This is a genomic window from Pseudomonas sp. LP_7_YM, from assembly GCF_004364435.1.
Classification (GTDB): Bacteria; Pseudomonadota; Gammaproteobacteria; order Pseudomonadales; family Pseudomonadaceae; genus Aquipseudomonas.
In genome coordinates this window covers 56,759-83,398 of sequence record NZ_SOCT01000002.1, presented here as the reverse complement: position 1 = coordinate 83,398, position 26,640 = coordinate 56,759, and the positions used below count along the sequence as shown (strand labels likewise).

Annotated in this window: 30 protein-coding genes and 3 pseudogenes; 19 read left to right on the top strand and 14 right to left on the bottom strand. The window is 58.1% G+C overall.

The window, feature by feature from the left end:
- Positions 1-62: 62 nt before the first annotated feature.
- From EC915_RS05430 to EC915_RS05405, 6 genes are all read right to left on the bottom strand, one after another.
- A complete protein-coding gene (locus EC915_RS05430; RefSeq protein ID WP_256658681.1) occupies positions 63-2,417 on the bottom strand; it encodes a TonB-dependent siderophore receptor in 2,355 nt (784 codons plus the stop codon).
- Positions 2,418-2,595: 178 nt separating this feature from the next.
- A complete protein-coding gene (locus EC915_RS05425) occupies positions 2,596-3,606 on the bottom strand; it encodes a FecR family protein (RefSeq protein ID WP_133749514.1) in 1,011 nt (336 codons plus the stop codon).
- Positions 3,603-4,211: an RNA polymerase sigma factor gene (locus EC915_RS05420; RefSeq protein WP_133749513.1), complete on the bottom strand. Its 609-nt coding sequence runs from the start codon at positions 4,209-4,211 to the stop codon at positions 3,603-3,605. The genes EC915_RS05425 and EC915_RS05420 overlap by 4 nt, the downstream gene beginning before the upstream one ends.
- A 7-nt stretch (positions 4,212-4,218) precedes the next feature.
- A complete protein-coding gene (locus EC915_RS05415) occupies positions 4,219-4,551 on the bottom strand; it encodes a DUF3325 domain-containing protein (protein WP_133749512.1) in 333 nt (110 codons plus the stop codon).
- The gene (locus EC915_RS05410; protein WP_133749511.1) at positions 4,551-6,323 is read right to left on the bottom strand and encodes a PepSY domain-containing protein; all 1,773 of its coding nucleotides are present in this window, start codon (positions 6,321-6,323) and stop codon (positions 4,551-4,553) included. The genes EC915_RS05415 and EC915_RS05410 overlap by 1 nt, the downstream gene beginning before the upstream one ends.
- Positions 6,320-6,679 (bottom strand): DUF3649 domain-containing protein, encoded by a 360-nt coding sequence (locus EC915_RS05405; protein ID WP_133749510.1) that lies wholly within the window; start codon positions 6,677-6,679, stop codon positions 6,320-6,322. The genes EC915_RS05410 and EC915_RS05405 overlap by 4 nt, the downstream gene beginning before the upstream one ends.
- Before the next feature lie 210 nt (positions 6,680-6,889).
- Between EC915_RS05405 and EC915_RS05400 the strand changes: the two are divergent.
- The 6 genes and pseudogenes from EC915_RS05400 to EC915_RS05375 all read left to right on the top strand — a co-directional run bounded on the left by EC915_RS05400 (position 6,890) and on the right by EC915_RS05375 (position 11,123).
- Positions 6,890-7,392: pseudogene (locus EC915_RS05400) on the top strand (sigma-70 family RNA polymerase sigma factor).
- Positions 7,389-8,366, top strand: a complete 978-nt coding sequence (locus tag EC915_RS05395) for a DUF4880 domain-containing protein (protein ID WP_305955377.1) — start codon at positions 7,389-7,391, stop codon at positions 8,364-8,366. Before EC915_RS05400 ends, EC915_RS05395 begins: the two are co-directional and overlap by 4 nt.
- Positions 8,326-9,119: pseudogene (locus EC915_RS25420) on the top strand (TonB-dependent receptor domain-containing protein). Before EC915_RS05395 ends, EC915_RS25420 begins: the two are co-directional and overlap by 41 nt.
- A 280-nt stretch (positions 9,120-9,399) precedes the next feature.
- Positions 9,400-9,819: an HPF/RaiA family ribosome-associated protein gene (locus tag EC915_RS05385; protein ID WP_133749509.1), complete on the top strand. Its 420-nt coding sequence runs from the start codon at positions 9,400-9,402 to the stop codon at positions 9,817-9,819.
- Positions 9,820-10,248: 429 nt separating this feature from the next.
- A complete protein-coding gene (locus EC915_RS05380) occupies positions 10,249-10,578 on the top strand; it encodes a DUF3509 domain-containing protein (RefSeq protein WP_133749508.1) in 330 nt (109 codons plus the stop codon).
- 200 nt (positions 10,579-10,778) lie between these two features.
- Positions 10,779-11,123, top strand: coding sequence for a YXWGXW repeat-containing protein (locus EC915_RS05375; RefSeq protein WP_133749507.1), 345 nt, complete (start codon positions 10,779-10,781; stop codon positions 11,121-11,123).
- A 136-nt stretch (positions 11,124-11,259) separates the two neighbouring features.
- Here EC915_RS05375 and EC915_RS05370 read toward each other — a convergent pair whose 3' ends face one another.
- A complete protein-coding gene (locus EC915_RS05370) occupies positions 11,260-11,748 on the bottom strand; it encodes a phosphate-starvation-inducible protein PsiE (RefSeq protein WP_133749506.1) in 489 nt (162 codons plus the stop codon).
- 256 nt (positions 11,749-12,004) lie between these two features.
- Here EC915_RS05370 and EC915_RS05365 point away from each other — a divergent pair, with 256 nt between their 5' ends.
- Positions 12,005-12,268 (top strand): YebG family protein, encoded by a 264-nt coding sequence (locus tag EC915_RS05365; RefSeq protein WP_133749505.1) that lies wholly within the window; start codon positions 12,005-12,007, stop codon positions 12,266-12,268.
- 160 nt (positions 12,269-12,428) lie between these two features.
- Here the strand turns inward: EC915_RS05365 and EC915_RS05360 are convergent, their stop codons facing one another.
- Positions 12,429-13,451: a Glu/Leu/Phe/Val dehydrogenase dimerization domain-containing protein gene (locus EC915_RS05360; RefSeq protein WP_133749504.1), complete on the bottom strand. Its 1,023-nt coding sequence runs from the start codon at positions 13,449-13,451 to the stop codon at positions 12,429-12,431.
- 210 nt (positions 13,452-13,661) lie between these two features.
- Here EC915_RS05360 and EC915_RS05355 point away from each other — a divergent pair, with 210 nt between their 5' ends.
- Entirely contained in the window at positions 13,662-14,465 is an 804-nt protein-coding gene (locus EC915_RS05355) for a SirB1 family protein (protein ID WP_133749503.1), read from the top strand.
- On the opposite strand, the gene EC915_RS05350 is transcribed toward EC915_RS05355, so the two are convergent.
- Positions 14,419-16,842, bottom strand: a complete 2,424-nt coding sequence (locus EC915_RS05350) for a dermonecrotic toxin domain-containing protein (RefSeq protein WP_133749502.1) — start codon at positions 16,840-16,842, stop codon at positions 14,419-14,421. The genes EC915_RS05355 and EC915_RS05350 overlap by 47 nt on opposite strands.
- A 12-nt stretch (positions 16,843-16,854) precedes the next feature.
- On the opposite strand from EC915_RS05350, the gene EC915_RS05345 reads away from it, so the two are divergent.
- The 3 genes from EC915_RS05345 to EC915_RS05335 all read left to right on the top strand — a co-directional run bounded on the left by EC915_RS05345 (position 16,855) and on the right by EC915_RS05335 (position 18,954).
- The gene (locus EC915_RS05345) at positions 16,855-17,268 is read left to right on the top strand and encodes a hypothetical protein (RefSeq protein ID WP_133749501.1); all 414 of its coding nucleotides are present in this window, start codon (positions 16,855-16,857) and stop codon (positions 17,266-17,268) included.
- 330 nt (positions 17,269-17,598) lie between these two features.
- Entirely contained in the window at positions 17,599-17,898 is a 300-nt protein-coding gene (locus EC915_RS05340) for a hypothetical protein (RefSeq protein WP_133749500.1), read from the top strand.
- A 660-nt stretch (positions 17,899-18,558) separates the two neighbouring features.
- A complete protein-coding gene (locus tag EC915_RS05335; protein ID WP_133749499.1) occupies positions 18,559-18,954 on the top strand; it encodes a hypothetical protein in 396 nt (131 codons plus the stop codon).
- Positions 18,955-19,017: 63 nt separating this feature from the next.
- On the opposite strand, the gene EC915_RS05330 is transcribed toward EC915_RS05335, so the two are convergent.
- From EC915_RS05330 to EC915_RS05320, 3 genes and pseudogenes are all read right to left on the bottom strand, one after another.
- Positions 19,018-19,542, bottom strand: coding sequence for a hypothetical protein (locus EC915_RS05330; protein WP_133749498.1), 525 nt, complete (start codon positions 19,540-19,542; stop codon positions 19,018-19,020).
- A gap of 187 nt (positions 19,543-19,729) precedes the next feature.
- A pseudogene (locus tag EC915_RS05325) lies at positions 19,730-19,920 on the bottom strand (serine/threonine protein kinase); the annotation flags it as partial.
- Between the two features lie 219 nt (positions 19,921-20,139).
- Positions 20,140-20,595: a flavodoxin gene (locus tag EC915_RS05320; protein WP_133749497.1), complete on the bottom strand. Its 456-nt coding sequence runs from the start codon at positions 20,593-20,595 to the stop codon at positions 20,140-20,142.
- Positions 20,596-20,694: 99 nt separating this feature from the next.
- On the opposite strand from EC915_RS05320, the gene EC915_RS05315 reads away from it, so the two are divergent.
- Positions 20,695-21,141, top strand: a complete 447-nt coding sequence (locus EC915_RS05315; protein ID WP_133749496.1) for a PAS domain-containing protein — start codon at positions 20,695-20,697, stop codon at positions 21,139-21,141.
- 82 nt (positions 21,142-21,223) lie between these two features.
- A complete protein-coding gene (locus EC915_RS05310; RefSeq protein ID WP_133749495.1) occupies positions 21,224-21,829 on the top strand; it encodes a hypothetical protein in 606 nt (201 codons plus the stop codon).
- Positions 21,830-21,907: 78 nt separating this feature from the next.
- Here EC915_RS05310 and EC915_RS05305 read toward each other — a convergent pair whose 3' ends face one another.
- Positions 21,908-22,843, bottom strand: a complete 936-nt coding sequence (locus EC915_RS05305) for a MerR family transcriptional regulator (RefSeq protein ID WP_133749494.1) — start codon at positions 22,841-22,843, stop codon at positions 21,908-21,910.
- A gap of 214 nt (positions 22,844-23,057) precedes the next feature.
- On the opposite strand from EC915_RS05305, the gene EC915_RS05300 reads away from it, so the two are divergent.
- The 6 genes from EC915_RS05300 to EC915_RS05275 all read left to right on the top strand — a co-directional run bounded on the left by EC915_RS05300 (position 23,058) and on the right by EC915_RS05275 (position 26,382).
- On the top strand, positions 23,058-23,627 hold the full coding sequence (locus EC915_RS05300; RefSeq protein ID WP_133749493.1) for an antibiotic biosynthesis monooxygenase: 570 nt from the start codon (positions 23,058-23,060) through the stop codon (positions 23,625-23,627).
- A 214-nt stretch (positions 23,628-23,841) separates the two neighbouring features.
- Positions 23,842-24,552, top strand: a complete 711-nt coding sequence (gene folM / locus EC915_RS05295) for a dihydromonapterin reductase (protein ID WP_133749492.1) — start codon at positions 23,842-23,844, stop codon at positions 24,550-24,552.
- Between the two features lie 23 nt (positions 24,553-24,575).
- Positions 24,576-25,136 (top strand): GTP cyclohydrolase I FolE, encoded by a 561-nt coding sequence (folE, locus tag EC915_RS05290; RefSeq protein WP_133749491.1) that lies wholly within the window; start codon positions 24,576-24,578, stop codon positions 25,134-25,136.
- A gap of 3 nt (positions 25,137-25,139) precedes the next feature.
- Complete coding sequence (folX, locus tag EC915_RS05285) at positions 25,140-25,511, top strand: dihydroneopterin triphosphate 2'-epimerase (RefSeq protein ID WP_133749490.1); 372 nt, start codon at positions 25,140-25,142, stop codon at positions 25,509-25,511.
- A gap of 240 nt (positions 25,512-25,751) precedes the next feature.
- Complete coding sequence (locus EC915_RS05280) at positions 25,752-26,048, top strand: DUF1244 domain-containing protein (protein ID WP_133749489.1); 297 nt, start codon at positions 25,752-25,754, stop codon at positions 26,046-26,048.
- Positions 26,041-26,382: a HopJ type III effector protein gene (locus tag EC915_RS05275; RefSeq protein ID WP_133749488.1), complete on the top strand. Its 342-nt coding sequence runs from the start codon at positions 26,041-26,043 to the stop codon at positions 26,380-26,382. The genes EC915_RS05280 and EC915_RS05275 overlap by 8 nt, the downstream gene beginning before the upstream one ends.
- 27 nt (positions 26,383-26,409) lie before the next feature.
- On the opposite strand, the gene EC915_RS05270 is transcribed toward EC915_RS05275, so the two are convergent.
- Positions 26,410-26,628 carry a transposase domain-containing protein gene (locus EC915_RS05270; RefSeq protein WP_256658667.1) on the bottom strand — a complete coding sequence of 73 codons (219 nt, stop codon included), beginning with the start codon at positions 26,626-26,628 and terminating at the stop codon, positions 26,410-26,412.
- Between the last annotated feature and the right edge of the window lie 12 nt (positions 26,629-26,640).

Here is a 26,640-nt window from a genome sequence, read left to right as displayed (position 1 = left end):
GAGGCACTCGGCTTTTGATTCTGCCCGCGACCTGCGGCCAGATCAAAAGCCGCGCCTGGAGCTCAAAACTCCAGCGTCGTTGCCACCACCACCTGTCGCGAATCGCCCATCGACACGAAATACCGGCTCACCGCCGAACTGTAATAGGTGCGATCAAACAGGTTCTTCACGTTGAGCTGGAACTTGACCTTCTGCCCGTCCAGCTTGGTTTCATAGGTGGCCAAAGCATCGACGACGGTATAACCCGGCAAGTGGAAATCGTTGTCCGGGTTGCCGGCCCGTTCGCCAACGTAATGCGCGCCAGCGCCAAGCCGCAATCGGTCACCCCCTGACACAGCCCCGGCGTCATAGACAGCCGACAATGACCCGCTGTGCTTGGGCACATTCTGCAGCCGATTACCCTTCAGCGTCGGGTCTTCTACTACCCATGCATCGGTAAACGCATAGCCGCCGATCAGACTCCAGCGTTCCGACAGCTGCCCGCTCACATCCAGCTCGGCGCCCCGCGAACGCACTTCACCGGCGTTGGTGTAAACGGTGGTTGCGGTCAGCGAATCGAAATTGGCCACCAGCACGTTGCGCTTCTTGATATCGAACAACGCCAGTGTGCCGCTGATGCGATCGCCTACATCCCACTTGGCGCCCAGTTCCCAGGCTTTGGACTGCTCAGGCAGGGTCGCAGAGTCCAGCACAGTGCCCCCCGCCAGCGCAGCGATGCTGGAGTTGGGCTTGAACGCTTCGGTGTAGCTGCCATAGAACGACAGCTCATCGTTATAGCGGTAGACGAGGCCGGCGCGGGGAATCCATTTTTCGCCATTCAGGTCGGTGTTGCGGGTGAACGGAATGCCTTTGCCCGCCTGTTGATCGAACAGTTGGTAGCGCGCACCCGCCACGAAAATCCAGCGGTCGCTCAGGTGAATCGAATCCTGAAAGAACAGCGAGTCAGTGCGCAGGATGTCCAGTTGATTGCTATCCGGCGCACTGACTCGAGTGCCTTCAATTTCCTGTCCGTACAGCGGACTCAAATAACTGAATGTCGTGAGGCTCTTCTGGCGGATCAGCTCGCCACGGTAGATCTTGCGGTATTCGTCATCCAGACCGAAGAGCAGGTCGTGCTGCATACCGGCCAACTCGGCGTTGCCATTCAATGTCAGAGTGGTGAAACGGTCCGTGCTCAGAGCATTGCCGGTGCCGTCCATCGAGCGCGTCAGCGTGCCGTTGACCGGGTCAACGGCGGTCACCCGCACCTGACTGGCATCATAGGTTTCGCGGTTGTAGCTGTAGCCCAGATGGCCCTTCCAGTTATCGTCGAATTGATGATCGGCCTCGATGCGATAGAGGTCCGAACGCCCTTGCATGCTGTTGAATGGCTCGTCCAGACGCCGTGTGGCCGGGATGTGCAGCGGGCGGTTGGTACGCGGGTCGATGGCTGTACCGCGATCGAAGGGCGAGAGAAATTCGCGGTGCTCGTAGGCGGCAAGCAACTGCGTGTCGTCGCCGTACCAGGCCACGGAAGGCGCCACCAGCGACTCTCGATGCACACCGTAATTGCGCCAGTAATCCTCATCTTCGTGGTCGATGACCATGCGATAGGCCAGTCGTCCGCTTTGCGACTCAGGGCCATTCAGTGCGCCGGTGCTGTCGAGAGTGCCACCGCTGCCATTCTTTCCCGAACCGTATGTTGAGCCGCGAGCGGTCAGGGCGTTATACGACTGCAATTCGGGCCGTTTGCTGACCACATTGATGACCCCGCCGGGGTCCTGGATACCGTACAGCAGCGACGCAGGCCCCTTGAGCACTTCAACCCGTTCAGCGCTGACGTTGAGGCTGCGGCCCTGAACCACGGGCATGCCGTCGCGCATGATCGAGCCATCGCGGTTGTCACCGAAACCACGTTTCATCAGCGTGTCCTGGGTGCTGCCGAGCGTATTGCCTTGGGTGACACCGCTGATATTGCTCAACGCATCGTCAAGATTGCGCGGCGCCTGATCGCGCAATACCTGCGCAGGCACCACGCTGACGGCTTGCGGGGTTTCCAGCTGCGCTGTGGAAGCACGTATCACCGACGTGCTGACAGGTGGCTGATAACGTTGCTCTGTATTAAGCAGCGATTCGATCCGGGTCAGGCCAAGGGTGATTGCACCTGTGTTGGGGGCGGGTTCAAGGCTGAAGGTGTTTTGCGTGATACGACGAAAGCTCAAACCCGAGTTGCTCAATAACAGCTTCAGCGCCTGCTCGGGGTTGAATGTGCCGTTGAGCGCCGGAGCGTCGATGCTGTAGGGCGTGTCCTGGGTGTAGATGATGCCCTGCCCGGTGACGCGGCTGAAATCGCTCAGAGCCTGGGGCAACGGTTTGGCGGGGATTGAAAAGTCATAGGCAGGCTCCGCCTGAACCCATGCGCTCCAGAGCGTGAGCATGGAAATGCCAAACCAGATGTTCAACTGCATTGCCCCCCGTTGATGAGCGTAGCCCTGTAAGAGCGCGCTTGCCCACGCTTGCGTTGTGTCACATAACCTCTTCGTTGCAGACAGATCGCACGTCCAGGTTCGACCCAGAACCCGCGGCTCTGGCAACGAGCTGTGCGGCGCCGATCATTCAACGAATCACAATCACCCGCCCCAGTGCCTCGTACTGCTGGAACCCGACCACCGATTTCAACGCCGCCAGCACCGCCCGCGGATCGTTGCTGGGAAAGCTGCCGCTGACTCTTTTCGTCGCCAGCTGATCGTTGAGCACGACGATGCGCCCTGGGTAATAACGGCTCAGGTCACTGATCACGTCGGCCAGCGGCGTGCGGTAGTAATTGAGCCAGCCCTGACGCCACGCCAGTTGGCTTTCGCTGTCGACGGACTGTGGGGCGGTCGTGCGCGCCTGGTCGTAACTGACGCGTTGCCCCGCCGTAAGCAGTTGCTGCGGCAGATCGGCGCCGGCCTTGACGCCCACTCGACCGGACAGCACCGTGACCTGCGCTCCGCTCGGCTGCAGGCGCACTTCGAACCGGGTGCCCAGCACACGGGTCTCGCCATGTCCGCCGTCGACCACGAACGGCTCACCAGTGTGAGCGACCTGAAAGAATGCCGCACCGCGACGCAACCGCACATGTCGCTCACCGTTGTCGAAATGCACGGCAATGGCGCTGTCGGCGTCAAGGGTCACCTGGGATTCGTCCGCCAGCGTCACGGTTCGCACCTGCCCCGGTGCCGACACGTAATCCGCGCCAAGATCATCGCCCCAGCGCTGCGGCTGCCACCCCAGGCCCATGCCAACCATCAGCACCAGACAGGCTGCCATGGCCAAGGTGGCACTCCAGCGTGCTAACGATCGGCGCCGCTGGGGGGCTTGGGCTGGAGCGTCCATGACCTTGAGCAAGGCTGCCAGCGCCGCCGAATCTTCGACCGCCAGCTTTGCCGCAGGCTCTTCACTCATCTCCCATATGACCTGCGCCTGGGCATAGGCTTCGGCGTGGGCGGGGTCGGCCTGAAGCCAGCGGCTGAGTCGCGCCTGATCGGCCGCGCTCGGCTGATCATGCAGCAGGCCCAGCCATTTCAAGGCGGCATCGTGTTGCTCAGGGGTCAGCATCGGGATCGAATCCGCAGGCGCTTTCATCGACGAGCGTCCCCTGACCTGGCACGAACGGGGGCGCCGCGCGTGACGTCCTGATCCAGACTCGCCTTGCAGACTTGCAAGGCGCGCATCATATGTTTTTCCACAGCACTTTGGGAAAGCCCCATGACCTTGGCGATCTCTGCGTATTTGCGCCCGTGGATGCGACTGAGCAGGAAGATCTGTCGGGTCTTCTCCGGTAATCCGCGCAGAGCCGTTTCTATGTGGCGCAAGTCGTTGCGCGCTTCCAGCGCAGCTTGCGGCTCATCACCGCGTAATGCCTGCTCTTGCGGCATAAGCTCGTCGTTGAGTCGCGCGCGCGTACCCTCGTTGCGCAGATGATCGATGGCGATATTGCCGGCGCATCGCAGCAGGTACGTGCTGAGTTCCTCGACCTGCACCAGGGGACGCCGCCAGAACCTGACGAACAGGTCCTGTACCAGATCCGCAGCCGTGGCCCGGCAGCCGACTCGTCGACTTACCAAGGCTTCCATCTGCGGGCGCTGTGAGAGAAACACTTTGAGGAAATGCGCCCGTGCAGCCTTGGGGGTGTCCTGATCGGCGTCGGATGTAGCCGTCTTTGGTGTCGGCGGGATGAGGTCGATCATGATGGACTCAGGCCAGAAGAAGAATGCAGGCGGCGACCGGGGCAAGCACTGCCCCGGCCCCTGCCAACGACAAGGCCAGCCCTGGCCGATACGACATCACGAAAACCCACAGCACCGCACTGCCCATCAAGGCGGCGAACCACTGCACCAGACCCTTGCCCAGCGTTTGCAAGACCAGGGCAGCGCAAAGTGATAACAGCAGCGCGCCCCAGCCCAGGCACTTGAACATTCTGCTTCGAACCCTACTCAGTGAGCCGCCGACGAGATCGCCATAGTGGCGGCTCATGGACAGGCACAGGCAAGTGAAACCCACGTAGCACAGCATCGCGACCAGCAGCATCAATGGGCCTGCGGCGCGGTAGCGTTAGTACTGACGCTTTCGCGAGCAAGCTCGCGCCCACCGCTCAGAGCCTTGCCGAAACCTGAGTGACCGGGAATGCCTGTGAGCGTGGGCTGGCTATCGCCATTGGCCATTGCAACAGCGTTCGGTTGACCACGCGTGCCTGTGGAAGCGCGCTTGCCATCCCGGTTCAGAACCGCATCAGAACCGGGTTCACGGCTCGGCCCTGTGGGGACGAGCTCGCTCGCGAAAGTGGTCTTGGTTCCGGCATGAAACCGCATGGCTCCCCACGCCAGGGACAGCCCTGTGATGAGCGCCGTCAGATCCAGCGCGGCCAGGGTCAGGTGCCCCTGCCCCAGCGAAGCCCGTAAATAATTGCCTGCCGTGAGCATGTCTAGAATGGGCAGCCCGCAATACAGCAAGGCAGCCAGGGTCAATTGCTCGCGCCATGCACTGCGGCCATCCCTGAAGAACGCGCAACCAAAGGCATGCAACAAGGCCAGTCCCCACATGCAGAAAAACGCCCGCACCTCCCAGTCGCTGCGGCCTGCAAAACTCACCGGCAGCAGGCGATTGGCCCAGAAGAAACTCACCACCGCCAGCATCAGCCCCGACATGCTCGCCACGTTGAGCATCTCTACCAGTCGCAGCTCGAAGGGCAAGACGCCGGCTTTCGCGTGCTTGAGCTTGCGCTTGCCCAGCCAGATCACCAGCCCGGTGCCGATCATCGCCGTGCCGCCGATACCCGCAAGGAAATACAACCAACGCAACACCGGCCCGGCGAAATGCCCCATGTGCAGCCCGTACAGCCCTCCCGCCAGCATCAGTGACGCGGCAGTCATGGTGCTTTCATCCTTGAGCGTGCCGTTGACGCCATCGAACACCAGCACCGTGCCGGGCTCGTGGGCGATGTGATCGGCGCCACTGCGGGTCAAGGTCACCGAAGCATTGGCGCTGCCGGGATTGTTCACCGTGATCAGCCCGATACGGCTGTCCGGCCATTTATCTGCAGCCCTCTGGAACAGGGGCGCAATCGGCGCTAAGGGTGCAGTGCCGGCAGCTGGCGCGGCGGTTTTGAACCCCGGGAACAGGTCATCGAAAAAACCCTGGGTATGGTTGCCATAGGCCGTAAGGATGCTCAGTGGCATGACCATCGTCATGAAGATCACCAGGCTGCTGTAGGTGATCATCAGGTGAAATGGCAGCACCAGAACCGCCACCGCGTTATGGCCGTCGAGCCAGGTACGCTGGCCCTTGCGTGGGCGGAAGGTGAAAAACTCCTTGAAGATTTTCTTGTGCGTGATGATCCCGCTGATCAGCGCGACGAACATCACCATCGCCGCCAGCGATGCCAGCCAGCGCCCCCAGGGATAGGGCAGCTGCAGCTGGAAATGAAAGCGATAGAAAAATTCGCCGCCCAGGCTCTGCCTTGCGTGCACCGGGGTGCCACTGAGAGCGTCCAAGGATTTCTGCCCGAAGCCGCCTTTGGGCGTGGTCCAACTCACCCTCAGTTCCGGGGAGCGCTCATCCGGCAAGGTGATGAACCAGCGTTTCGCATCACCTGCATTCTCTTGCAGCCAATGCTGCGCACGGCTGACGCTGTCGGCAGCGCTAACGTCCTGAGGAGCGATTTCCGGCTGCGTCCATTGGGTAATTTCGTTTTTGAAATAGGAGAGCGTACCGGTCAGAAAGATCGCAAAGAGCAGCCAGCCAAAGATCAGTCCGGCCCAGGTGTGCAGCCAGGCCATTGCCTGACGAAAGCCCTCCTTCACAATAGCCACCGCGCGCTGGCGTAGATCGCCCCCAAAACCGCGCAGGGCAGCAACAGCCCGAGCCACGCGCGCCAGGCCGTGCGACAGGCGAAACACCACAGCACGGCAGGCAGGTAAACCAGAAACGAAAGGGTCATGCCCAGCACTACGGCTTCGGCCCTGGCCAGAGGCAGGAACTGCGCAAGACAAATGCTCGACAGCGCCGTCAGTAGATACCCGCCAAACACCGCCGCCGCAACACGGGACGCCACCGCCAGACGCCAGCGAATGGACACCACCGTCGAGCGCCCACCGCCTCTTTTAACAAACTTTGGGCTTTTTTCGGGCACAGCCGGGTCCACCGATAGCGCCTCCATCAGGCGCCAGCTCCGCAGAAGGCGCGGGCATCCGGGCTGCTCGTTGAATGAAACGGCATTGAAGTGATCATCCTGAAATCGAGCGCGCAACAGGAAATGCTCGCGGCGTACGCAGAAAAGAACGCAATACTAATGATAAATATTCTCATATGCAAAAGAGTCTGACAGAATTCCCCGCAATGACTGGCTCACCCCGGGTTGCAACGCTCCATGTCCATAGCCCCTTCCAGGCTTGATCACACTGTCGAAGCTCTTTACAGCGCCCATCACAACTGGCTGACCGGCTGGCCGCGCCGTCGGCTGGGCTGCCCGCACAACGCTGCAGGCCTGGCGCAGGACAGCTTCGTCAAAGTCTTGCTGGCTCGGGAAACGTCGCAGTTGGTCGAGCCTCGCGCGTCCTGACGACCATCGCCAAACGCGTGCTGTGTAACCACTACCGACGTCAGGAACTGGAACAGGCCTATTACCGGGCGCTGTCCGAACAGCCTGAAGCGGTCGCACCTTCCGAAGAGCAGCGGGCGATCATTCTGGAAACACTGGTCGAACTGGACCAGTTGCTCGATGGCCTGCCCCTTCTGGTCAAACGCGCGTTCCTGCTGGCGCAGATCGACGGTCTGACCCACAACCAGATCGCCGCGCGCCTGAGTATTTCCGTCGCAACCGTAAAGCGTCATCTGAGCAAAGCGGCCATGCGCTGCTATTTCGCACTATGACTGCGCGACTGAGCGGGCCGGGACTGGACTCGCTGAACCGACCCGATATTTCCCCGCAAGTGGCCGAGCAGGCGGTCAACTGGCTGCTCGAAATGCAGAGCGGCCATCTCGATTCCGGCCGTCAGCACGCCTGGCCATTGTGGCTCAACAGCCATAGCGATGATCAGCGCGCATGGGGGCATATCCAGCGGGTCAACCAGCGGCTGCACGGTCTGTCGTCGCCATTGGCCGATGCCGCGATCAATGCGCCGAAATCCGGCAGCCGACGTCAGGCACTCAAGCTGCTGCTGTTGCTTGGCGCAGGTTCGGTGCCCACCTGGAGTGCTCGCGACCGGCTCGAACTGCCGCCGTTGCTGGCCGACTACCGCAGCAGCATCGGCAAGCGGCGCAAGGTCGCCGTGGCCGATGGCCGCCCGCTGCAACTCAATACCGACACCGCGCTGGACGTGCGCTTCGACAGCGGGCAGGGGCTGACCGCTGAAGGCAGCCTGCGTGCGGCGGGCAGTGGCGCGCGGTTCAATGTGCATCAGTTGAGGGGTCGGACACAGTTGGCGGTATTCGCTGGCAGCGTTGAGTTGAGTCCGACTGAGCGAGTCGGTGCGGACCTGATGGTCAATGCTGCCCAGCAGGTATCCTTGAACCGCAGCGGCTGGGAGCCGGTTCGACCGGTAGATGCCGCCAGCGGGGCCTGGGTGGACGGCATACCCGTGCCCTTCGCCCCTTATGGCCAGCCGCAGTTGTCATTCGCCCCGGTCAGCATGGGCAACAGGAAAACGCCCGCGAGTTCACGGTCAACAGCTTCTTCACCAAGACCCTGCGCAGCGGCTATCTCGATCAAGGCAGCTTTGTGTCGCTGTCGTCGCGCGAGTACCGGGTGCGCGGCATCGAAACGCGCTTTTCCCAAGGTTTCGGCTGGGAAACACGCGGCACGACGTGGGGGTCGGCTCTCGGTACATCAACGAAGCCGGCCATGAACTGCACTATCGCGAAAACACCGCGCTCAATCTGCTGCCGACCACCGATAGCCGCAACGACCGGGATACTCGCGGCTCGACCGAAGCGCACGCGTTCTTCATCGACGACCGCATCGATATCGGCAAGTGGACGTTCACCCCGGGCATCCGCTACGAGATGATCGATTCGGCGCAGAACAACAACCTCACCCACGTCAATACCAGGGCGACTACAACACCGCGTTGCCCGCACTGAACGTGCTGTATCACCTGACCGAAAGCTGGAATCTGTACGCCAACACCGAAGGCTCGTTCGGCTCGGTGCAATACAGCCAGATGCCGAATCGAGTAGCGGGTGGCGAAGTAAAACCCGAAAAAGCGCGCACCTGGGAACTGGGTACCCGCTACGACAATGGCAACTTGCGGGCGGAAATCGGAGCGTTTCTGATCAATTTCGATCACCAGGATGAGAGTAATCAGACTAACGATACGGTGATCGCCCATGGGCACACCCGGCACGAGGGCATCGAGACCAGCGTCAACTATGCGCTGGACGGTTTGAGCCCGATGCTGTCGGGTTTCGACGTCTACGCTGCCGATAACGCCAACACGTCCGCTGAAAGTGCCGATGGCAGCACCGGGCGCATTGCTGGGTACATGCTGTTCAGCAGCCGCGCAGCGTACGACTTCGGCCCACAGATGTCGGACCTGAACGTGGGCGGTCGGAGTGAAAAACATCTTCAACCCCGAGTATTTCACCCGTTCATTCGATGACAACAACAAGGGCAAATACGTCGGCGAACCGCGCACGCTGTATGTGCAGACGTCAGTAGCGTTCTGACTGCCGAGACAACCTCCCTGCAGAAGCCGGCTTGCTGCGAGTCGGCCCCTGCAGTTTGATGGCTTGAGCGCAAAAATATTTCAGCTCTGAAATATTTTCTCTCACGCAGGGGGTTGAATTGTTTGCTCATCGGCGCCAACACTGTGATTGAGGGCAGACGAAAACTCAGTGTCGTCGAGACTCTCCCGAGCAAGCCAAAGTAAGGGAAGAACTATGCAAATCCAGGTCAACAGCGATAACCACATCGAAAGCAGCATCCGACTGGAGGAGTGGGTACGAACCACCGTTGAAAGCACGCTCGACCGCTACGAAGAAGATCTCACTCGTATCGAAGTCCATATTCGCGACGAGAACGGCGACAAGCCCGGCCCGCACGACATCCGCTGCCAGATGGAAGCCCGGCCAAAAGGACACCAACCCATTTCCGTGACCCACAAAGCCGATACGCTTGATCAGGCGGTCGATGGTGCGGCCGTGAAGCTCGATCACGCACTGGAGCATCTGTTCGGCAAATTACGCAGCAAACGCCCAGGCATGGCGGCAGTCGACAGCGTCCAAGGCGAGGAATCGGAAAACCCGGATGCCCTGTTGCAGGAAGAATTTCTGGAGAAGGATCAAGCCCTGCACAGCTAAACCAGCGGCTTGAATACATCGATCGACAATAAAGGGCGGGCCTTGTTGAAACAGGCCCGCCCTTTTTGATTCAGACAGGGAAAGATCCGCCCGGCCCGAACACTTGTGCACACAAACCATGCGCGCAGCCCACTATCAGTGCTCAGCTCAACCCACTGCGGTACACCGTTATCACGAAGTAATTAATTAGAAAGGTGTACTTTCTTCCCAAATACAGGGCTGAAATACGTTCATGCCTGCCGCCGCGACCGTTCATCCTCGATGGCCCAAAGCATGCAAGCTCCCATGAGTCAGGCTTCAAAGCCCGCCAATGGACAGTGTCGACCCTTCCAGGCGAAGTGAGAGACCTTCCGCCGTTGATCATGCCTTCAGAACTAAAGGCACTAATCCCGAGTCAATGTATGCGGACAGCTAATCAGGTGACAGGCCATGGAAAATCCTTTTCAACAGATTACTGATGCTTTTCACCCAGACTACCGGGTCAATTTGAGCATCCAGGGCCTCGACGGAACCATCATGCTGACACTCTCCAACGAGTCAGGCGTGGTCGCAAAACGTTTGATCAGCCCAGAGCAACGCAACTCACCCAAGCGCCTGCGTCGCTTGATCGAGAGCGTGCAATTCGGCATCGCCATCGAACAAGGCCATAGTGCGATCAAGATACTCGCCGCCATGACCGACGGGGATCTCAAACAATTGTCCCCGCCACCGGGGCGCCAAGCCTTTCTCAATCGCCCTCAACTGAGCGCGGGCCTGTAACCGATGAAACGAGACTAACGGAGGCGACTGAACCATCGCCTTCTCTTCGTTAGCCTGGCTGTACCCGCCTCCGGTCGATTGCTCTTCCTTATACCGTCCCAGTTCAGCCCTCAGACAGAAACGACCTGTTACAACAAATCCAAGCGAATCACCGGGCGTAAGCCGAGTGGTGTCGAGTGTGGATAAGTCAGAGGTGCGATATGTCTCTACGTTATTTGGCAGTGATTGGGGCGCTGGTGGTGACGACCGGCTGCGTGGAAGAACGGGTTGTTCATGACCGGCGGGTAGTCGAACGCCCCGGCCCGCGAGCCGAGTATGTTGAAGTGGTCGCTCCGCAAGCACCGCCCACGCGCATCATCGAGCAAGAACCGCCATCGCGGTCAGGCTATGTCTGGTCTCGTGGTTACTGGCGCTGGGAGGGCAACCGCTACGTACCCGTACATGGTCACTGGGAGCCGATCCGGCCCGGTTATCGGTATCAGCATCCGTACTGGGAAAGCCGTGGCGATGGCTGGCATTATCACGTTGGCGTGTGGGTTAACTGATCATCTGTAGGGTGACCCGCGCCCATGTATGTTGGGCACGGGTTCAGATTGTGCTCGGTAAAAAGACACGGCTAGCGCTCCTGTCATACTCCCCCAGCATTGGGGGGCTACTCATCAGCCCGCTTCACTCTCCCTATCAAATTTCTCCTTTTTCCTCGATCACCGCCCCTTTGGTCTTGCCATGGGGGTCCGGGATTTTTACTGATGGAAACTGCGACGACGCGTAGCGAACCACCAGAATCGCGAACGCGAGCAACAGAATCGCACCGCTGAGGTACACAACGCCCAGGTCCGGCGGTGCATGGTGCGAAACATCGGAGATCAGCAAGCGTGTCAGCGCCGTGATCGCAACGTAGATCAGGAAGCGCACAGGCATGTGGTTGGTCTTGAAATAGATCCCCACCATCGCACCCAACTCCAGGTAGATGAATAAGAGCAGGATGTCGTCAACCGTAATCTGCCCTTTATCCAGCATGCCCAAAAAAGCCACGACCGCAGCCCATGCGGTGACAGCGCCGATGGCGAACAGTGCCAGATAGTGGAACGTCTCGACGAACAGATTGCCCAGCGATTCGGCGTAGCTGTGTACGTGCTGACGAAGGGACTCGGCCCAATTGATTTTCACGATGTACTTCCTTGATTGATCCGAAACGGATGATAGCGCGCTCGCGTGACGCTTATGCGTGCGCGGGGCACCAGGCATTAAAGAGGTCGTCGGCCATGGTTGAGAACGTGACCGGTTGTCGCAAGGCGGATCGTTGACGCTGATAAGCCTGTGAAATTCCACTACCCAAGCGGCAGGGATTCCCTTATGCTGCGCACTGTATAAAAACACAGTACCCCGCTAAAGATATTTATCGTGAAGGCATATGAGGTGGTAAATGGCCGTCGAAGTGGTATACCGCAGCAGCCGAGATCTGGAGCGTTTGTTCATGGATAAAGCCGAAGCTGACCGTCATGACAAAATGCTCGAACTCGCCGAGCTGTTGTCCAGCGTATTGAGTAAAGCTGTGCCGTCCCTGTCCGAAGCACAGGTTGAAGAAGCAGGTATCTATATGGCGAAAAACCGCGACGTTTTTGCCCGTGCATTCAAGAATCAGCCTGATGCGTTGAGTGAGTTGCTCAGCGCAACCGCTGAAGAATGAACGCCAAATGACAAGGGTGGCGCTCTGTTTCCACAACACACGTCACCGCGCAATCGGTCCGGCCCTGTCGCGAATTTGAGCTTGCTCGCGGTTTTGCCAGCCACCACAGCGCTTGGCAAAAATCGCAGTGCAGACACGCTCATCGGAGCAGATCAAATGGCTACTCGAGACTGAGCAGTCGTTCCGCCAGTGCGTCGGCCACCCGCGCCGGTGAACGCTTCTCGGCTTGGGCGTGGGCAAATATTTCTGTCAGCCGCGCTCCTATCTGCGACAGATGGGCAGTGATGGTATCTGGATTTTCGCCTTGATGTTGCAGGGCGACATAAATCAATCCGCCTGAATTGATAACGTAATCGGGAGCGTAAAGAATACCGCGTGCTTCAAGCTGATCGGCGGTAGCTGCGCAGCGCAGCTGATTGTTCGCCCCTCCGGCCACAGCGGCGCAACGAAGCTTGGTAACGCTTTGGCTGTTGAGTACTCCGCCCAGCCCACAGGGCGCAAGAATGTCACAAGGCGTACTGATGAGTGCCTCACTGGCGATGGGTTTGGCCCCCATCTGTTCCATTGCCAGCTGTACCTTGTCGCTATCCAGGTCTGCAACCAGCAACTCGGCTCCTGCAGCGTGAAGCTGTTCAGCCAGCGCCCAGCCCACGTGGCCCAGGCCCTGAACAGCCACGCGCAGCCCTTCCAGGTTATCGCTGCCCAGCCGCGCAAGGGCAGTAGTCCGAATGCCGGTATACAGCCCCAGAGCGGTATAGCCGGTCGAGTCGCCCGATTCGGTGGTAGAAGTTACATGCTGGGTGGCGTGCGCAATGCAGTCCATGTCTTCGCGGGACGTACCGCTATCAATGGCCGCGATATAGCGGCCACCCAGCGTCTGGATAAAGCGCCCGAAGGCCTCGAACAACGCAGCGCGGTCCGGCACCTGGGCAGGACGCAGGATGACGGCCGCTCCACCGCCTAGCGAAAGACCCGCCAGCACGGCTTTGTAGCTCATGTTCCTTGCCAGCTGAACAGCGTCTTCCAAGGCGCCCTCTTCGCTTGGATAGGACAAATAGCGACAACCACCCAGAGCCGGACCCTTCTGGCTGCTGTGGATCGCGATCACTGCTTTAAGGTACGTCGGTGGGTCGACGATCAGGTGCAGCGATTGAACGCGTGAGTCTTGCATGAGAGCGAACATAGGTAATGCTCCCGCTTCTTGTCACCGCGAGTATAGGCGCTGGTGCACAAGGCGATGGCCCCGTCGGACGATGTGCGCATCCAGCGGGTGTTTTTCCGGCAAACAGTCGGGGCTGGCATTCGGAACTGGACGAAGGCAGCCACGGAGGCTAAAACGAAAGGCTTTCAGGATCACATTCTCAGACACCTGATGCAATGACTGGAGAAGTCGATGAATCCACGTCAGCAATGTCTTGCCTGCTTGCGCTCTACACCTGCGCGCACGTTTGAAGCAGCCCTGTGGATCTGTGTCGAGCATGATGCTCAGGTCGACCCAAGGCAAACGCTTGAACGCCTCGATCAACTCAAGCGCCAGATCGGCGCGGAGCTACCGATGCTTCCCGCTGCCGAGCTGGCTCAGCCCCTATTGCGGTCTATGGCGATGATCGGTTTTCAGCAAGATGACAGGGTTCGGCCCGGCCCCCAATCCGCCCTGATGAACAAGATAATCGAGCATCGGCGCGGTCAGCCGCTGGGACTGGCATTGGTGGCGCTGGAACTCGCCCGTCGCCTACAGATTCCACTGGAAGGGGTGAATTTCCCGGGGCATTTTTTGCTGCGGGTGCCAGGGGCCGACCATGCGCTGAACCCTTGTGACGGACGCAGGCTGTATTCCAAGGACTGTCGAGAATTGTTACTGCGCCAGTTCGGCTCGGACATCCCGCTGGAGGCTCAACACCTGCGCGCGGCAACCCCACAAATCATGTTGCAGCGTTTGTCGCGCAATCTGCGTCATCTGCATCAGATAAACGACGACCTTATCGCCTCACTGGAAGACGCAAATCGTGTACTGGAAATGGGCGAAGCCAATACGAGCGACTATCTTGCACGGGCCGGCCTCTATCAAACGCTAGATTGCGCCCAGGCTGAACGTCATGACCTGGAATATGCGCTTATGCTGAGTGACGACCCGGTGCAGCGAATCAGGCTTACCCAGAGATTAGTGACTTTGCCTGGTCCCGGAGGTATTCATTGACCGCTTTCTGAAACTTCGATTCAAATTCACGTTTGCTCCATATCCAGATACCCACGGGCACACCGCCCCCCGTCACAGCCAACTGCGCGGCGCCGAACAGTTTTCGAAACTTGTTGCCCCCGGAAACGATACCGATCACTCCGTCCACTAAAAGAGGCAGAGCAGTCGCCCGATCACCGGAGAGATAGGCATCCACGCCCTGATAGATCTTGACGGCACTGGTGAAGATACCCCAGGCGATGCGGGCCGCCGGGAAGGGCATCAACAGCACATTTCCCAGCCACTGGATGACGTTCCACGCGGCAGCAGCCCGCGCTTCGGCGTGACTGACGGTCTGCGCGTCGACGTCAGCGATCATTCGACCGATCATGTCGCCGTAAAGCTGCTCGGCATCGACGACCCGATACTCGAAGCGATTCACGATTCTAATGAGCTGCTCGTCAAACTTTCCGCCCCGTTGCAGCCGTTCAAGGAAGGTGCCAACCATCGGCTGGCCCATGTAGGCAACACGCCGGTAGCAGTAATTCTGCATCTCAGGCGAGTCCAGCAGCCGGGCGTAATCGGTCAAGGGCCTGAAAGAGATACCATCCGGTGAGTTGGGGGTATAAAGCAGGTTGTAGGCCGAATCGTTCTTGCTGAAATCCCGAAAAATGAAAACACCTTCGATGATCTGGTTAGCAATCCTGAATGCCGAAACACTGCTGGTCTTGCTGGAAGGAGCGGCATTCTTGTCAAGTCCGATAATGACCTGCCGTAACCAGGCATACTGGCCCTCATCCAGTTGGCCTCGCATGAACGCCTTGAACGCTCCGCGTGTCATCTCGTACTGAACACGTTTGGCCATCAACAGCTTGCGTCTTGCATACAAAGGATCGCTGCCGCTGAGGAATTTTTCCTTGAGGAAGCCCATGTATCTGGCGCCCATGTCCGCCTCGCGGATGTGCTTATCGATGAACTTGATCAGCGTCACCGGGAGTACGCTCACATCCATTCCGGTCGAGGAATACAGATGTATCTGCGGCCGATGGGAAAGAACGTCCTCGCTTCCCAGCATCATGAGTTGGGTCAACTGACGCAGCTCGCTGTGCTCACCGAACTCCGGGGCAGCCCGACGCGGTGAGCCAAGGCCCAGGTACAGGGTGTCGGGATCGACATGACGCGTGTAGCCCGTACTGCGCAGGTAGTCGTTCAGCAACCGGGAGGTCTGCTGATGAACGTAGCTGCGGAAATCGATCAGTTCAGGACTGAGCCTCATGAACTCTGTGTTCAGCGCCTCGATCCGGGCATCCATCAGAGCCGCGACCGATGGGCTCGCAAAAGAAGTCCGGGTGTCCGTTGACGGCGCGCTCATTTCCGCCGCACGGACGGTTCGTGACACCTTCTGAGTAATGAGGTCAGCCAGATTGTTTTCGAATATCATTCCTCGGCAAGGAACGAAAAGGCAGCTGTTCAAGCCCCATAGGGCCGGTTTCAACTGAACGTCATTGATGACCGCGCTATGCCCGCGCTCGGTCGGTCCCGCCAACTGATCATGAATATAAGAGCGGCCAGACTCCGTTGCCAGCCATCCGCCAACCTTGAAGCACAACTGTCGCCAAGAGCCGAACTCGAAGAAATCCTGTCCATCTGGAGCACCGGGCGCATACAGAACGAAATGCTCGGAAGACTCGGTTTTGTCCGCGAATACGATGAAATCGTTGAAACGTGTATGGGTCTCAAGCAGATAAAGACTGCCAATACTGTACCGGGAACCGACCTTGCTTTTATCAGCGCGGATCATGCCCAGCAGCTCATGGCTGCGTTCCTGAACCAGGTGGCCTTGCATCGACGCGGTAAAAGCACTCAAGGCGATGGCGCTGTCGCGGTGTAAAACCATTTCGCGAAGATTGTCCGGATCTTCATAAGCCTGTCGCAAGGCAACACCGTACCGATGATGAAGGTTCAACTCGGCTACCATCGTGGTGACAAAGTCCTCGGTGAAGTCGGCGTGAAGGGTATCCTCGGCCGGTTCGAAAATCATTTTCCCCGCAGCATTGGGCATACCATCGACGGCGAATTCAAACAACGATTTTCGATATTTTGCGCTCAAGGTCTGGCCGGATCCCAGCGCAATGCTGTCCTCCATCTGGATCGTTACTTTGCGTGGGTCGATCGCGCAGCCAAGGCGATGCTGGATGTGGCTGGTGAGTTCGGTATAAGCGAATACAGCGAACGACTCAACGCCTGCCAGCCGTTTGGCAACGCTGTTTTTGAGCGCTCGGTGCTTTTTCTCGAGCAGCAAAAGATACGTCTGGTCTGATTGCTTGGCGTATTTTCGCCACTCTGGCTGAAAGAGCGCTTCCATCCGTACCGAAAGCAGGTTGAAACGATGGCCCAACGCGTCGTCCAGATGGCTGCACAACTGAACGCGTTCGAGACTGGCGTGAAAGTTTGCGCTGTCCAGCGCAGGCTGCTGCATGAGGAAATTCAGATCCTCTTCCTGCTTCAGGCGTACCGACTGCATGTGGTCAGCCAACATGGGATGAGCGATGGGCGTGAACTTCCAGGCGTCAGGGGCGATGACTGGTCCGTCGCTCAGTCGGCCCTGATTGGACAACGACATGCAGTCTATGAGGTGCTGGTCGGCGTCTGGCCCCGTCAGATGACGACTCAATGTTTCCCGCAGAACCGCAACGGATTCAATACGCGCGATGCCTCTGCACGGCATCAGCAGAAAGACCTCGCCCGAAGGCTCACCGGCGCTTTGAGCGGACGATGTGACGACATAGACCGACGGCAATTGAATGTAACGGCTGCCTCGTGATGCCCAGGACAGCGAAAAGACACCATCGGTAGACTCTCCACGTGCGACGCTGGACAGGCGACTGCGCTGTGCAAGGCCAATGGATCGAGACAAAACCAGTAGCTCAATTTCACCGAGCAGCGCATCGCGTTGCAGCTCAGCCAGTGTCCGGAACGTCGTGTCCATCCGCTGCGCATCTGCGGGATTGGCGATTTCGCGCTCCCAGAAGTTGCGCTGATGGGTTTCATAGGCTGAGGCCAACGTCGGCATCAGCGTCTTGATAATGTCTATCAGCTGCCTGCTTTGAGACCTGGCCAGTGCATGGCGAGGGTCCAACGTTGCGTGTTGCACATGGAAACCTGCATCTGCAACCTCTGCCGCGAAACTCATGGTACGTGCTGCGTCTATCAGCAGATCGGTCATGGCGACCGAAGAAATTTTGCCGTTGCTGTCGCGCCGGTTGAAAAAAATTGCGTCAGGATTGGAGACGCGCAAACCGAAGCCCAGCCGGGCCTGCTTGATACGCTCGCGAAGCAGCTGCGCTGCCCACTCGCGAAAGGTCTGGCTGTGGGCAAGGACTTGCTGACAGCCCGAACTGGCTTCGGCGAGTTTGGCGAGATGCAGGGTAATCTGATCGAGGCGTTGGGATGAGGCAGAGTTAGGGGAAGAATCAATGACTGCATTCATGGGTCAAGCTCCAAGGTAAATCGCTCATCCCGTCGCGGCATCCAGCCGCTCAGGAACACTGATAAGCGATGAAAGTGAGCCGCTATTAAACGATCCGACTGGAGCCTGATCGAGGTACATACTTATATTGCCAGGTCATATCTGGCGACATCACGTGTAGGAATAAGCAGGCGCCTGATCAAGAAGCGCCTTTAATTGTTGCCGCCTGCGTAAAACTCCATGTCGTAAACAGCTATATTTAAGCGCACGAAAAGAACTTATGCTTCAGGCACTTCGCGACTACCCTCGTTGCGAACTGGAAATTCCGCTCCTTTCGTTTGAGTGATGTTGCTTTCAGACCTCTGACGGAATTTTCCGACGTAGATTTTCAAGCTCCTGGATCTAACGTCTTGTTTAGCCGCTGCCGCTGCAGCGGCTTTTTTTTGACTGGCATTTGACATAGCGCTGGCGTGCAGATATCAGGTGACGTGTGCTGGCCTAATGAAGCGGCCCCCTTGGGAAATGACCCACGGTATTATCAGCAGCAGTCCTACAAACTAGTATGGTTAAACATTAGTCATCGAAGCGACTCAGGTGTGGACCTGCGCAACGACAAATCTGAATTTGTGACTAATGAGGTTCATCATGAACAAGAAAGCAATGACTGTTTTGCTACTGGCTTTAGGCCTTGGATCACTGGGCGGCGTTGCCAGTGCAGAGCCTAATGGAGCCAACCTGAATTTCTGTACCAAGCTCTCGGGTTCTATTTCTTCAGGCACCGCTGCCCCGGGTCAGATGAAGGTCATTTATGGGCCTTATACAGTGAAATGCGATGCGACGTTCCATCGCTTCACCGTACGAGGTGCTTCGGGGCAATTGACTGTGAAGGTAGAGAAACGGGTGGGCGACAGCTGGAACGCTATCACCCCACCCACTTATGACCCTTCTGGTTCTTACGGGGCCGGCACCTTTAGGCTCGTGCTTGATAATCTGACAAACCACACAGTGAGCTATCGAGGCAGCTTCAGCGTACCTATGTAAACTGCATGCGAATCGCGCTTGGACCCGTCTATGCGGCTAGTCCCAAGCGCGACGCGCACACCGCTACGCACGGATATCAACAAGCGATTTGACTAGGGGGGTCTTGGCTCGCTCTTCCAATGCCATTAAAACGGTAATTGCCGTATTCATATCAATCAATGCACCTTTAGCGTGATCGCCGCCCTCGCTAATATGTTTTTTTAAAAACTCAAGACTTCGATCCATAAACGCATACGCATTAACACGCTTATCAACATTGATCTTATTACCTGCATTGTCGAGCTCAATATTCATATCCGAAAGCGATCCGATGAGGCCACCATCAACGATACCAAGATCCGCCAGGATGAACGCTATCGATCTAAGCTCTTTATGTGAGGTATTTCTAGGATCAAACCCGCTTAAATCAAGATTCAATCCGGCTAACTTTTCGACATTAGGTATATCCTGGTCCGCCCAGTACTGGCGAACTTTTTGCTTCGCTGCCTCTTCACTTGGACTAAGCCCCGAGTTGACGCTGAATCGATTATCTGGAACAACTGTATAGAATTTCAGTCGCTCTTGAACCTTGCTCAAATTCCCGATCATAAATCCTCCGAAGACCACATCGATTTTCAGAACCTGTCGGAGCGCTGACGCAGAAGTTTAGACATAAAGGTTAAAGACGGGATCATTGCCTGATAAAGAGAGTATTCCTACACACAAACAAATAACAGCCCTACAAAAAGGCCAATCCCATCTTTGGAACTGGCCGCTATACAAACACCATCAAACCGCGAGTTTCTGCCACAACCCGGCTGGTAGCTGAAGCGTTGGCACCTTCGCCATGAGCCGATCCGCCCAGATCGTTGACAAGTACCTGCGCGCCATGCCGGGCGAACAGCAAGGCTGTGGGCACGCCCAAGTCCGCCCCCGGCACCCGTGACGATGACTACTTTGTTTTCGACAACGTAACGCTTCACCCATGCCAACCTCCCCGGTAATGGCGCCTGCTCTCAACTTCTGCCATGAACCTGGACCGACCGGATGGCTCGAGAACGCGCTGAACAGTCACCGAGTCTCAACCAGGTGCGAGCAGGCCACAATCAATACGAGGCCCACTGAATGGCGCTCGATAACGCAACGGGATAACCGGTGTGCTCAGTGCCTTGATCCAGACGCGGGGAACATCGGCACAGGGTTGAATCAGGCGCCGAGCTTGCTGATGAACTCAGCCAGCCAAGGCTCGGCATCGCTTTCAGGGGTGACCGTTTCGCTGGCATCCAGACGCAGCATCTGCTGCACTTCACGAACACCCAATTCGAGAAACAATTCGCGCAACTGCTCACCCCCACCACAGAAGGTATCGCCGTAGCTGGCGTCGCCCAATGCGATTACGCCGCCCGGCAAGCCCCGCCATGCGGCCGGGAGTACGTCGCGGATTTGCGAATAGAGCGGCACGATGTTGTCCGGCAACTCGCCAAGGCCCGTGGTCGAGGTCACGGCCAGGAACGCATCGGGGGCATATGCCTGCAGTTCAGCCAGCGTCACCCGTGAATTGAACAGCACTTCGTGACCGGCATCCTTGATGATCTGCTGGGCGTGTCGGGCAACCTCTTCGGCAGAGCCGTATACCGATCCCGAAACAATGGCGACTTTCATTGGGTAATCCTGTGACTGATTGAAATCGTCCGGCATTATGCCCCAGACAGATGCAATGTCTTAGAATGCCGCCTCTGCGAACTCGCATGGAGGCTGAAGATGATCAATGCAAAGCTGATGCAACTGGCGGTCGACGCCTCGAACGACGGGATCGTCATCGCCGAACATGAAGGGGACGATAACATTCTCATTTATGCCAACAAGGCGTTCGAGCGGCTGACCGGTTTCAGCGCCGACGAAGTTCTTTATCAGGATTGCAGACTGCTGCAAGGGGATGACCGCAACCAGTTCGCACGCAGAGCCATTCGCGACGCCTTAAAGAAAGGCCAGCCCTGTCGTCAGGTTCTTCGCAACTATCGCAAGGATGGAAGCTCATTCTGGAATGAGCTGTCTATCACGCCGGTATTCAACGATGCCGAAAAACTGATGTATTTCATTGGCATCCAGAAAGACGTCACCGAACATGTGCAGACGCAACAGAAAGTTGTCGAACTACAGGCAGAACTGGCGCAAGCTCGGCTGGAAATCGAGGCGTTGAAGCGCTGATAGTCTGCCGCTGACGAATGGAAGCAACCAAGCAGTGGATTTAATGTCTGCTTTTTCAATAACCGGTTAATCGAGCTCGACAATGCAGCGCGACAATATCCTTACTGAGGATGAGCTGGAGTTTATCCAGAACATGCAGCACAACCCCAAGCTGAATCAGGGCGACAACTCCAGCAGCCTGGTGGTCAACGGCGGCGTGCAGATTCAGGATCTGCTCACGCGTCTGGCTGCCCATGAGCAGGTCACACTTCAGGCGCAGTTCGACAACCAGAAGATGACCTTCCCGCTGCATTTGGTCGAAGACGAATTCCATGCACTGCACCTGGAACTCGGCGCTCCCAGCATCTTTGAAGAAGGCCCGCGTATTCGCCCCTGGCGCCTGACGCTGCCAGAACCCGTCGCGCTCCAAACGGAAAAGGGCTCCCTGACCGCGTTGTGGGTTCACGAGATTTCGTTCAAAGGCATCCTGCTGGAAATCCGCAAGCAGACCAAACCGCCGAAATATTTTTCTGCCTGGTTCACCCCGTCAGGCATTGCGCCCATTGCCCTGCGCGGGGCCTTCGAACGCCTCACCGAACAGGGGCTGGCCGCGTATCGCCTAAGCCAGAACAGCAAGGAAGACACCGAGCGCCTGCGCCAGTACATCCTTCAGGAACACCGCAAAGTCCATCCGTCCATGCATCTATAAGCAGCTGCGGCCTATTAAGCTTCATGCTGCAAGATTAGATCGTGTCGCCTATCTCGAAGCTTGTAGTGCGCGGCTGGCTCAGGTATCCAGCCGTCCCGCCAGAAATTGCTGCAAACGCTGTTGCATGACCACGGCGTCGCTGCCCAGACAGCCAATCGCCGAGCCTTGCAGACTGTCCTGAGCCATATCGGCGGTTGTTCCTGCCAGCAACAATTGGCATTCAAGCCCCAGACTAAGACGCTCCAGGCGCCTGTTCAGATCCGCCGACGGCATCTGACCGGAAAACAGCACCAACGCATCCGGCTTCATCTTGCCGCAGACCAGTGCCAGTTCTTCCAGCGGCTGGCCTGGCGCCAACACGCAGACTGCAGTTTTTTCGCAGGCCATTAGCAGGCCTGCGACCCACAGTTCCAGCTCTCGGCATCCATCAGGTATGGCCGTCAGTACCACGCGGTGTTCACGGACGTTACGGGTCAGCAACCGCTGCACGGTGCGCGTGCGCAGGAAGCTGTCCAGAAATAACCACTCACTGGTCTGACCGAATGAATCATGGCGCAACGCAAAATCGTGCCAGACCGGCATCAGTACGTCCTCGAACGCCACCTCAAGCGGATAAAGGACGAGAATCTGTTCGTAAATCTGATCCAGCCCCGGCTCGTCGAAGTCGTTAACCGCCTGACGCAAGCGCGCCTTCCAGGTCCGCTGCCCGGCGCTCTCAACCAAACCGAGCGGGCCTTTGCCTCTGGCGTCCAGATCGCGGATACCTGCCAGCACTTTGCCGACCTTGCTGACGGCCACCCCGCGCTCCGTCCACATCAGGATGTTGCGAACGGTGTGGACATCGGCCTGTGTGTAAAGGCGATGTCCACCGTCGGTGCGCGTCGGCGTGATCAAGCCGTATCGACGCTCCCAGGCTCTCAGCGTGACCGAATTGACGCCAGTGAGGCGCGACACCTCGCGAATGGGGAGCAATTCGTCATCGCTGCCGACTGGGGCGCTGAGCAACCGGGTCATCAAAGTATCCCTCGCAGAGTCATTGGTGCTCGATTGTACATCTGCTATCAAGCGCTTGAGTCTCGAGATCGGCAAAGACTTCTGGCTTTGCATGCGGATTCGGGAATAATCCTTGCTTGCTTCTCTTAACGAAGCTGACGCACCGCCACCACCCCGGCGTTGCGCCCTGTGATTTCCCTATCCGGGAAACTCGCTCGTCCACCGGAGATACACAATGTCTACCTCACCCGTCACGCTAATGGTTGCGCGTCGCGTCGCCCACGGTCGCTATCAGGAACTGATTGCCTGGCTGCATGAAGGCGAACAGCTCGCTGCCGATTTTCCTGGCTATCTAGGGTCCGGCGTCCTTGCACCGCCTCCGGGAGACGACGAATTCCAGATCATATTCCGCTTCGCCGATGAAGCCACCATGCACGCGTGGGAGCATTCGGCCTCCCGACGCTCCTGGTTGGTGCGTGGCAGCGGGCTTTTCGCAAAAAACTCGGTGCACCGGGTACGGGGAATGGAGGGCTGGTTCGGCACCGTCGGTCAACGCCCTCCCCGATGGAAACAGGCTGTGGCGATCTGGTTGGCATTCTTTCCTGTGTCACTGATTTTCAATTACGTACTGGGGCCCTTGCTGGGCCAGCTGGATTTGCTGTCGCGGATCATGATCAGTACCTTGATCCTCACCCCGCTGATGGTGTTCTGGTTCATCCCGTTGTCGACCCATTTACTGTCAGGATGGCTGCACAGCAACGGCCAGGTCCCAACGAACCCCGCCGAGCCAGCCTCCACGCGCTGACACGGCAACGCTTGCGCGTCGGTCTCGTGGACGCTTTCGCTGCGGTCGTATCCCATGACCTCTGCCAGCGGGCTGGTTGTACACCTCTGACCGTTGGGTTAACTTTGCCGCAGACGTTCGTTCTCTGATGGCGCAATGAAAGCAATCAATTGCGATTCAGAGCCGATACCGCAACCTTCCGGTTTCCTTATTTTCTGATAACGCGCGAGCTGCCATGGCCTCTTCCCCTGCCCCTGTCCTGATCACTGGCGCCAGCCAGCGTATCGGCTTGTACTGCGCAGAACGGCTGCTGAGCGAGGGCCAGCCGGTGATTATCAGCTACCGTTCCGAGCGGCCGGGCGTCGAGAGGCTTAAGGCGCTGGGCGCGATCACGGTTCAGGCAGACTTTTCATCACAGGAAAGCGTGCTGAGCTTCATCGCACAGCTTAAGGACCGCACCGACAGTCTGCGCGCCATCGTGCATAACGCCTCCGAATGGCTGGCAGAAACGGAAGGTCATGAAGGCGACGTGTTCACTCGCCTGATTAACGTGCATATGCTCGCGCCCTACCTGATTAATCTGCACTGCGCCGGGCTTTTGCAGCGCTCGGAGACAGCCGACATCATTCACATCGGTGACGACGTCACGCGTAAGGGCAGTCACAAGCACATCGCCTATTGCGCAAGCAAAGCGGGCATGGACAACCTGACGCTGTCGTTCGCCGCTCGATTCGCCCCGCACATCAAGGTCAACGGCATCGCTCCGGCCCTGCTGATGTTTCAACCCGACGACGACGCGGCGTATCGCGCCCGTACGCTGGCCAAATCGGCACTGGGCATCGAACCGGGGCCAGAAGTGATCTACCAGAGCGTGCGCTATCTGCTGGACAATCCCTATGTCACCGGCACCACACTGACCGTAAATGGTGGACGGCACGTCAAGTAAGCCGCCGCCCCGAGGAACCTTTGATGACCCTGTCACTGCCACAGCATTACCGTGAAATCCTCGTTGGCCTGGGTGAAGACCCGGAGCGTGAGGGTCTGCTGGACACTCCGAAACGCGCGGCCAAGGCCATGCAGTACCTGTGTCACGGCTACGACCAGACGCTGGAGGAGATCGTCAATGGCGCGCTTTTCGCCTCGGACAGCGACGAGATGGTCATCGTCAAGGACATCGAGCTGTATTCGCTGTGTGAACACCACATGCTGCCCTTCATCGGCAAGGCGCATGTGGCTTACATTCCTACAGGCAAAGTGCTGGGGCTGTCGAAGATTGCACGGATCGTCGACATGTTCGCCCGTCGCTTGCAGATTCAGGAAAACCTCACACGGCAGATCGCCGATGCCATTCAGGGGGTAACCAGCGCAGCGGGCGTGGCGGTGGTCATCGAAGCCCGGCACATGTGCATGATGATGCGCGGTGTCGAAAAGCAAAACTCGACCATGAACACTTCGGTAATGCTCGGCGCCTTCCGCGACTCGGCCACCACCCGAATGGAATTTTTGCAACTGATCGGACGGAGCAAGTAGTCCATGGCACGACTCGAACCAGGCACTGCGCGTATCCGGGTCAAAGACCTGTGCCTGCGCACTTACATCGGCATCAATGAAGATGAAATCCTCAACAAACAGGACGTGCTGATCAACCTGACGATCCTCTACGCTGCGCAGGAAGCGGTACGTGACAACGACATCGATCACGCGCTCAACTACCGGACCATTACCAAGGCGATCATCCAGCACGTTGAAAGCAACCGCTTTGCCTTGCTCGAGCGCCTGACCCAGGAAGTGCTCGATCTGGTGATGAGTCATGCGGCCGTGCAATATGCCGAAGTCGAAGTCGACAAGCCCCATGCGCTGCGGTTTGCCGAATCGGTGTCGATCACCCTGGCCGCTGAACGCTGAGCTGTTGCCCGTCAGCCAGATAAAGCTTGGGGCAAAGCGCTTGCTCACGAATCCGGCGGTGCATTCGCCAATTCTTCGGCGACCGGCGCCTGGCTTTGGTGAGCAAGCTTCCCAAAGCCACGCTGAACGAGGTATCTGACTCGGCCAGCCTACTGCCGTCTGGAACAAGACCACCGACCTTGCCCGCCCCGCCCTGCACTCTTATCATCCGCTTCATCTTTCATTTGCACTGAGCCCATCATGACCGAGCAACAACGCCTCGAACTCGAAGCCGCCGCCTTTCGCCGTCTGGTCGCGCACCTGGACAGCCGCAAGGACGTGCAGAACATCGATTTGATGAACCTCTCCGGTTTCTGCCGCAATTGCCTGTCCAAGTGGTACAAGACCGCAGCCGATGAAAAGCAGATCGACATCAGCCTCGATGACGCCCGCGAAGTGGTCTACGGCATGCCGTACAGCGAGTGGAAATCCCTCTATCAGAAAGAAGCCAGCGCCGAGCAACAAGCCGCGCTCGCCAAGGAACACAAACATGACTGATCTCGATACCCTGCGTGCCAACCTGAAAACCGGCGAGCACCTGTTTGCTGACACTCTGGCTTTCATCGCTGCAAATTACGACTACCAGCCGCAAGCGTTCAGCAATGGCCAAGTAGAAAACGCAGCGGGACAGAATGAGGGCTCGTGCAAGACGCTGGGCTTGGCAGTACGGGAAGGCCTGAGCGACGAAGAGGCCCTGCTGGCGTTTGGCGAACACTATCGCTCGGTGGCGGCCACCCCTGAAGGCGAAGACCACGGCAACATTCGTGCACTGATCAAGCATGGCCTGGCTGGAGTGAAATTCAGCGCTGCGCCACTGACCCGGAAAACCTGACCTCCGGACTGCCTGCTGCGCGCTGTATCACAGCGTACTGACGCTGTTGATAAACCCGAGAATTGCCCAAATACACGCGCTAAAGCTCATTTCAAGGGGCCAGCGTCGCTTGCGCAACGCCGCGACACCTGCCTGCTCAAGGGCCTGTTCGACCAAAGAAGGATCGAGTAAAGAGCCCAGTCCCCGAATTGAGTCGGGAGTGGAGGCGATGTTGTGGGTCAGTTCCAGGGCCCGAGCCAGACGCATAAAAAAATCCGA

Excerpts from the sequence above, each read along its gene's own strand:
- EC915_RS05385 (WP_133749509.1), top strand. The coding sequence starts at position 9,400 with ATGCAAATCCAGGTCAACAGCGATAACCACATCGAAAGCAGCATCCGA.
- EC915_RS05275 (WP_133749488.1), top strand. The coding sequence starts at position 26,041 with ATGACTGATCTCGATACCCTGCGTGCCAACCTGAAAACCGGCGAGCAC.
- EC915_RS05360 (WP_133749504.1), bottom strand. The coding sequence starts at position 13,451 with ATGTTCGCTCTCATGCAAGACTCACGCGTTCAATCGCTGCACCTGATC.
- EC915_RS05340 (WP_133749500.1), top strand. The coding sequence starts at position 17,599 with ATGGAAACCTGCATCTGCAACCTCTGCCGCGAAACTCATGGTACGTGC.
- folE (WP_133749491.1), top strand. The coding sequence starts at position 24,576 with ATGACCCTGTCACTGCCACAGCATTACCGTGAAATCCTCGTTGGCCTG.
- EC915_RS05430 (WP_256658681.1), bottom strand. The coding sequence starts at position 2,417 with ATGCTCACGCTCTGGAGCGCATGGGTTCAGGCGGAGCCTGCCTATGAC.
- EC915_RS05320 (WP_133749497.1), bottom strand. The coding sequence starts at position 20,595 with ATGAAAGTCGCCATTGTTTCGGGATCGGTATACGGCTCTGCCGAAGAG.
- EC915_RS05395 (WP_305955377.1), top strand. The coding sequence starts at position 7,389 with ATGACTGCGCGACTGAGCGGGCCGGGACTGGACTCGCTGAACCGACCC.
- EC915_RS05300 (WP_133749493.1), top strand. The coding sequence starts at position 23,058 with ATGTCTACCTCACCCGTCACGCTAATGGTTGCGCGTCGCGTCGCCCAC.
- folM (WP_133749492.1), top strand. The coding sequence starts at position 23,842 with ATGGCCTCTTCCCCTGCCCCTGTCCTGATCACTGGCGCCAGCCAGCGT.
- EC915_RS05345 (WP_133749501.1), top strand. The coding sequence starts at position 16,855 with ATGGCTGCACAACTGAACGCGTTCGAGACTGGCGTGAAAGTTTGCGCT.
- folX (WP_133749490.1), top strand. The coding sequence starts at position 25,140 with ATGGCACGACTCGAACCAGGCACTGCGCGTATCCGGGTCAAAGACCTG.
- EC915_RS05330 (WP_133749498.1), bottom strand. The coding sequence starts at position 19,542 with ATGATCGGGAATTTGAGCAAGGTTCAAGAGCGACTGAAATTCTATACA.
- EC915_RS05380 (WP_133749508.1), top strand. The coding sequence starts at position 10,249 with ATGGAAAATCCTTTTCAACAGATTACTGATGCTTTTCACCCAGACTAC.
- EC915_RS05270 (WP_256658667.1), bottom strand. The coding sequence starts at position 26,628 with ATGCGTCTGGCTCGGGCCCTGGAACTGACCCACAACATCGCCTCCACT.
- EC915_RS05415 (WP_133749512.1), bottom strand. The coding sequence starts at position 4,551 with ATGCTGCTGGTCGCGATGCTGTGCTACGTGGGTTTCACTTGCCTGTGC.
- EC915_RS05355 (WP_133749503.1), top strand. The coding sequence starts at position 13,662 with ATGAATCCACGTCAGCAATGTCTTGCCTGCTTGCGCTCTACACCTGCG.
- EC915_RS05305 (WP_133749494.1), bottom strand. The coding sequence starts at position 22,843 with ATGACCCGGTTGCTCAGCGCCCCAGTCGGCAGCGATGACGAATTGCTC.
- EC915_RS05405 (WP_133749510.1), bottom strand. The coding sequence starts at position 6,679 with ATGGAGGCGCTATCGGTGGACCCGGCTGTGCCCGAAAAAAGCCCAAAG.
- EC915_RS05425 (WP_133749514.1), bottom strand. The coding sequence starts at position 3,606 with ATGAAAGCGCCTGCGGATTCGATCCCGATGCTGACCCCTGAGCAACAC.
- EC915_RS05280 (WP_133749489.1), top strand. The coding sequence starts at position 25,752 with ATGACCGAGCAACAACGCCTCGAACTCGAAGCCGCCGCCTTTCGCCGT.
- EC915_RS05310 (WP_133749495.1), top strand. The coding sequence starts at position 21,224 with ATGCAGCGCGACAATATCCTTACTGAGGATGAGCTGGAGTTTATCCAG.
- EC915_RS05365 (WP_133749505.1), top strand. The coding sequence starts at position 12,005 with ATGGCCGTCGAAGTGGTATACCGCAGCAGCCGAGATCTGGAGCGTTTG.
- EC915_RS05335 (WP_133749499.1), top strand. The coding sequence starts at position 18,559 with ATGAACAAGAAAGCAATGACTGTTTTGCTACTGGCTTTAGGCCTTGGA.
- EC915_RS05420 (WP_133749513.1), bottom strand. The coding sequence starts at position 4,211 with ATGATCGACCTCATCCCGCCGACACCAAAGACGGCTACATCCGACGCC.
- EC915_RS05375 (WP_133749507.1), top strand. The coding sequence starts at position 10,779 with ATGTCTCTACGTTATTTGGCAGTGATTGGGGCGCTGGTGGTGACGACC.
- EC915_RS05315 (WP_133749496.1), top strand. The coding sequence starts at position 20,695 with ATGATCAATGCAAAGCTGATGCAACTGGCGGTCGACGCCTCGAACGAC.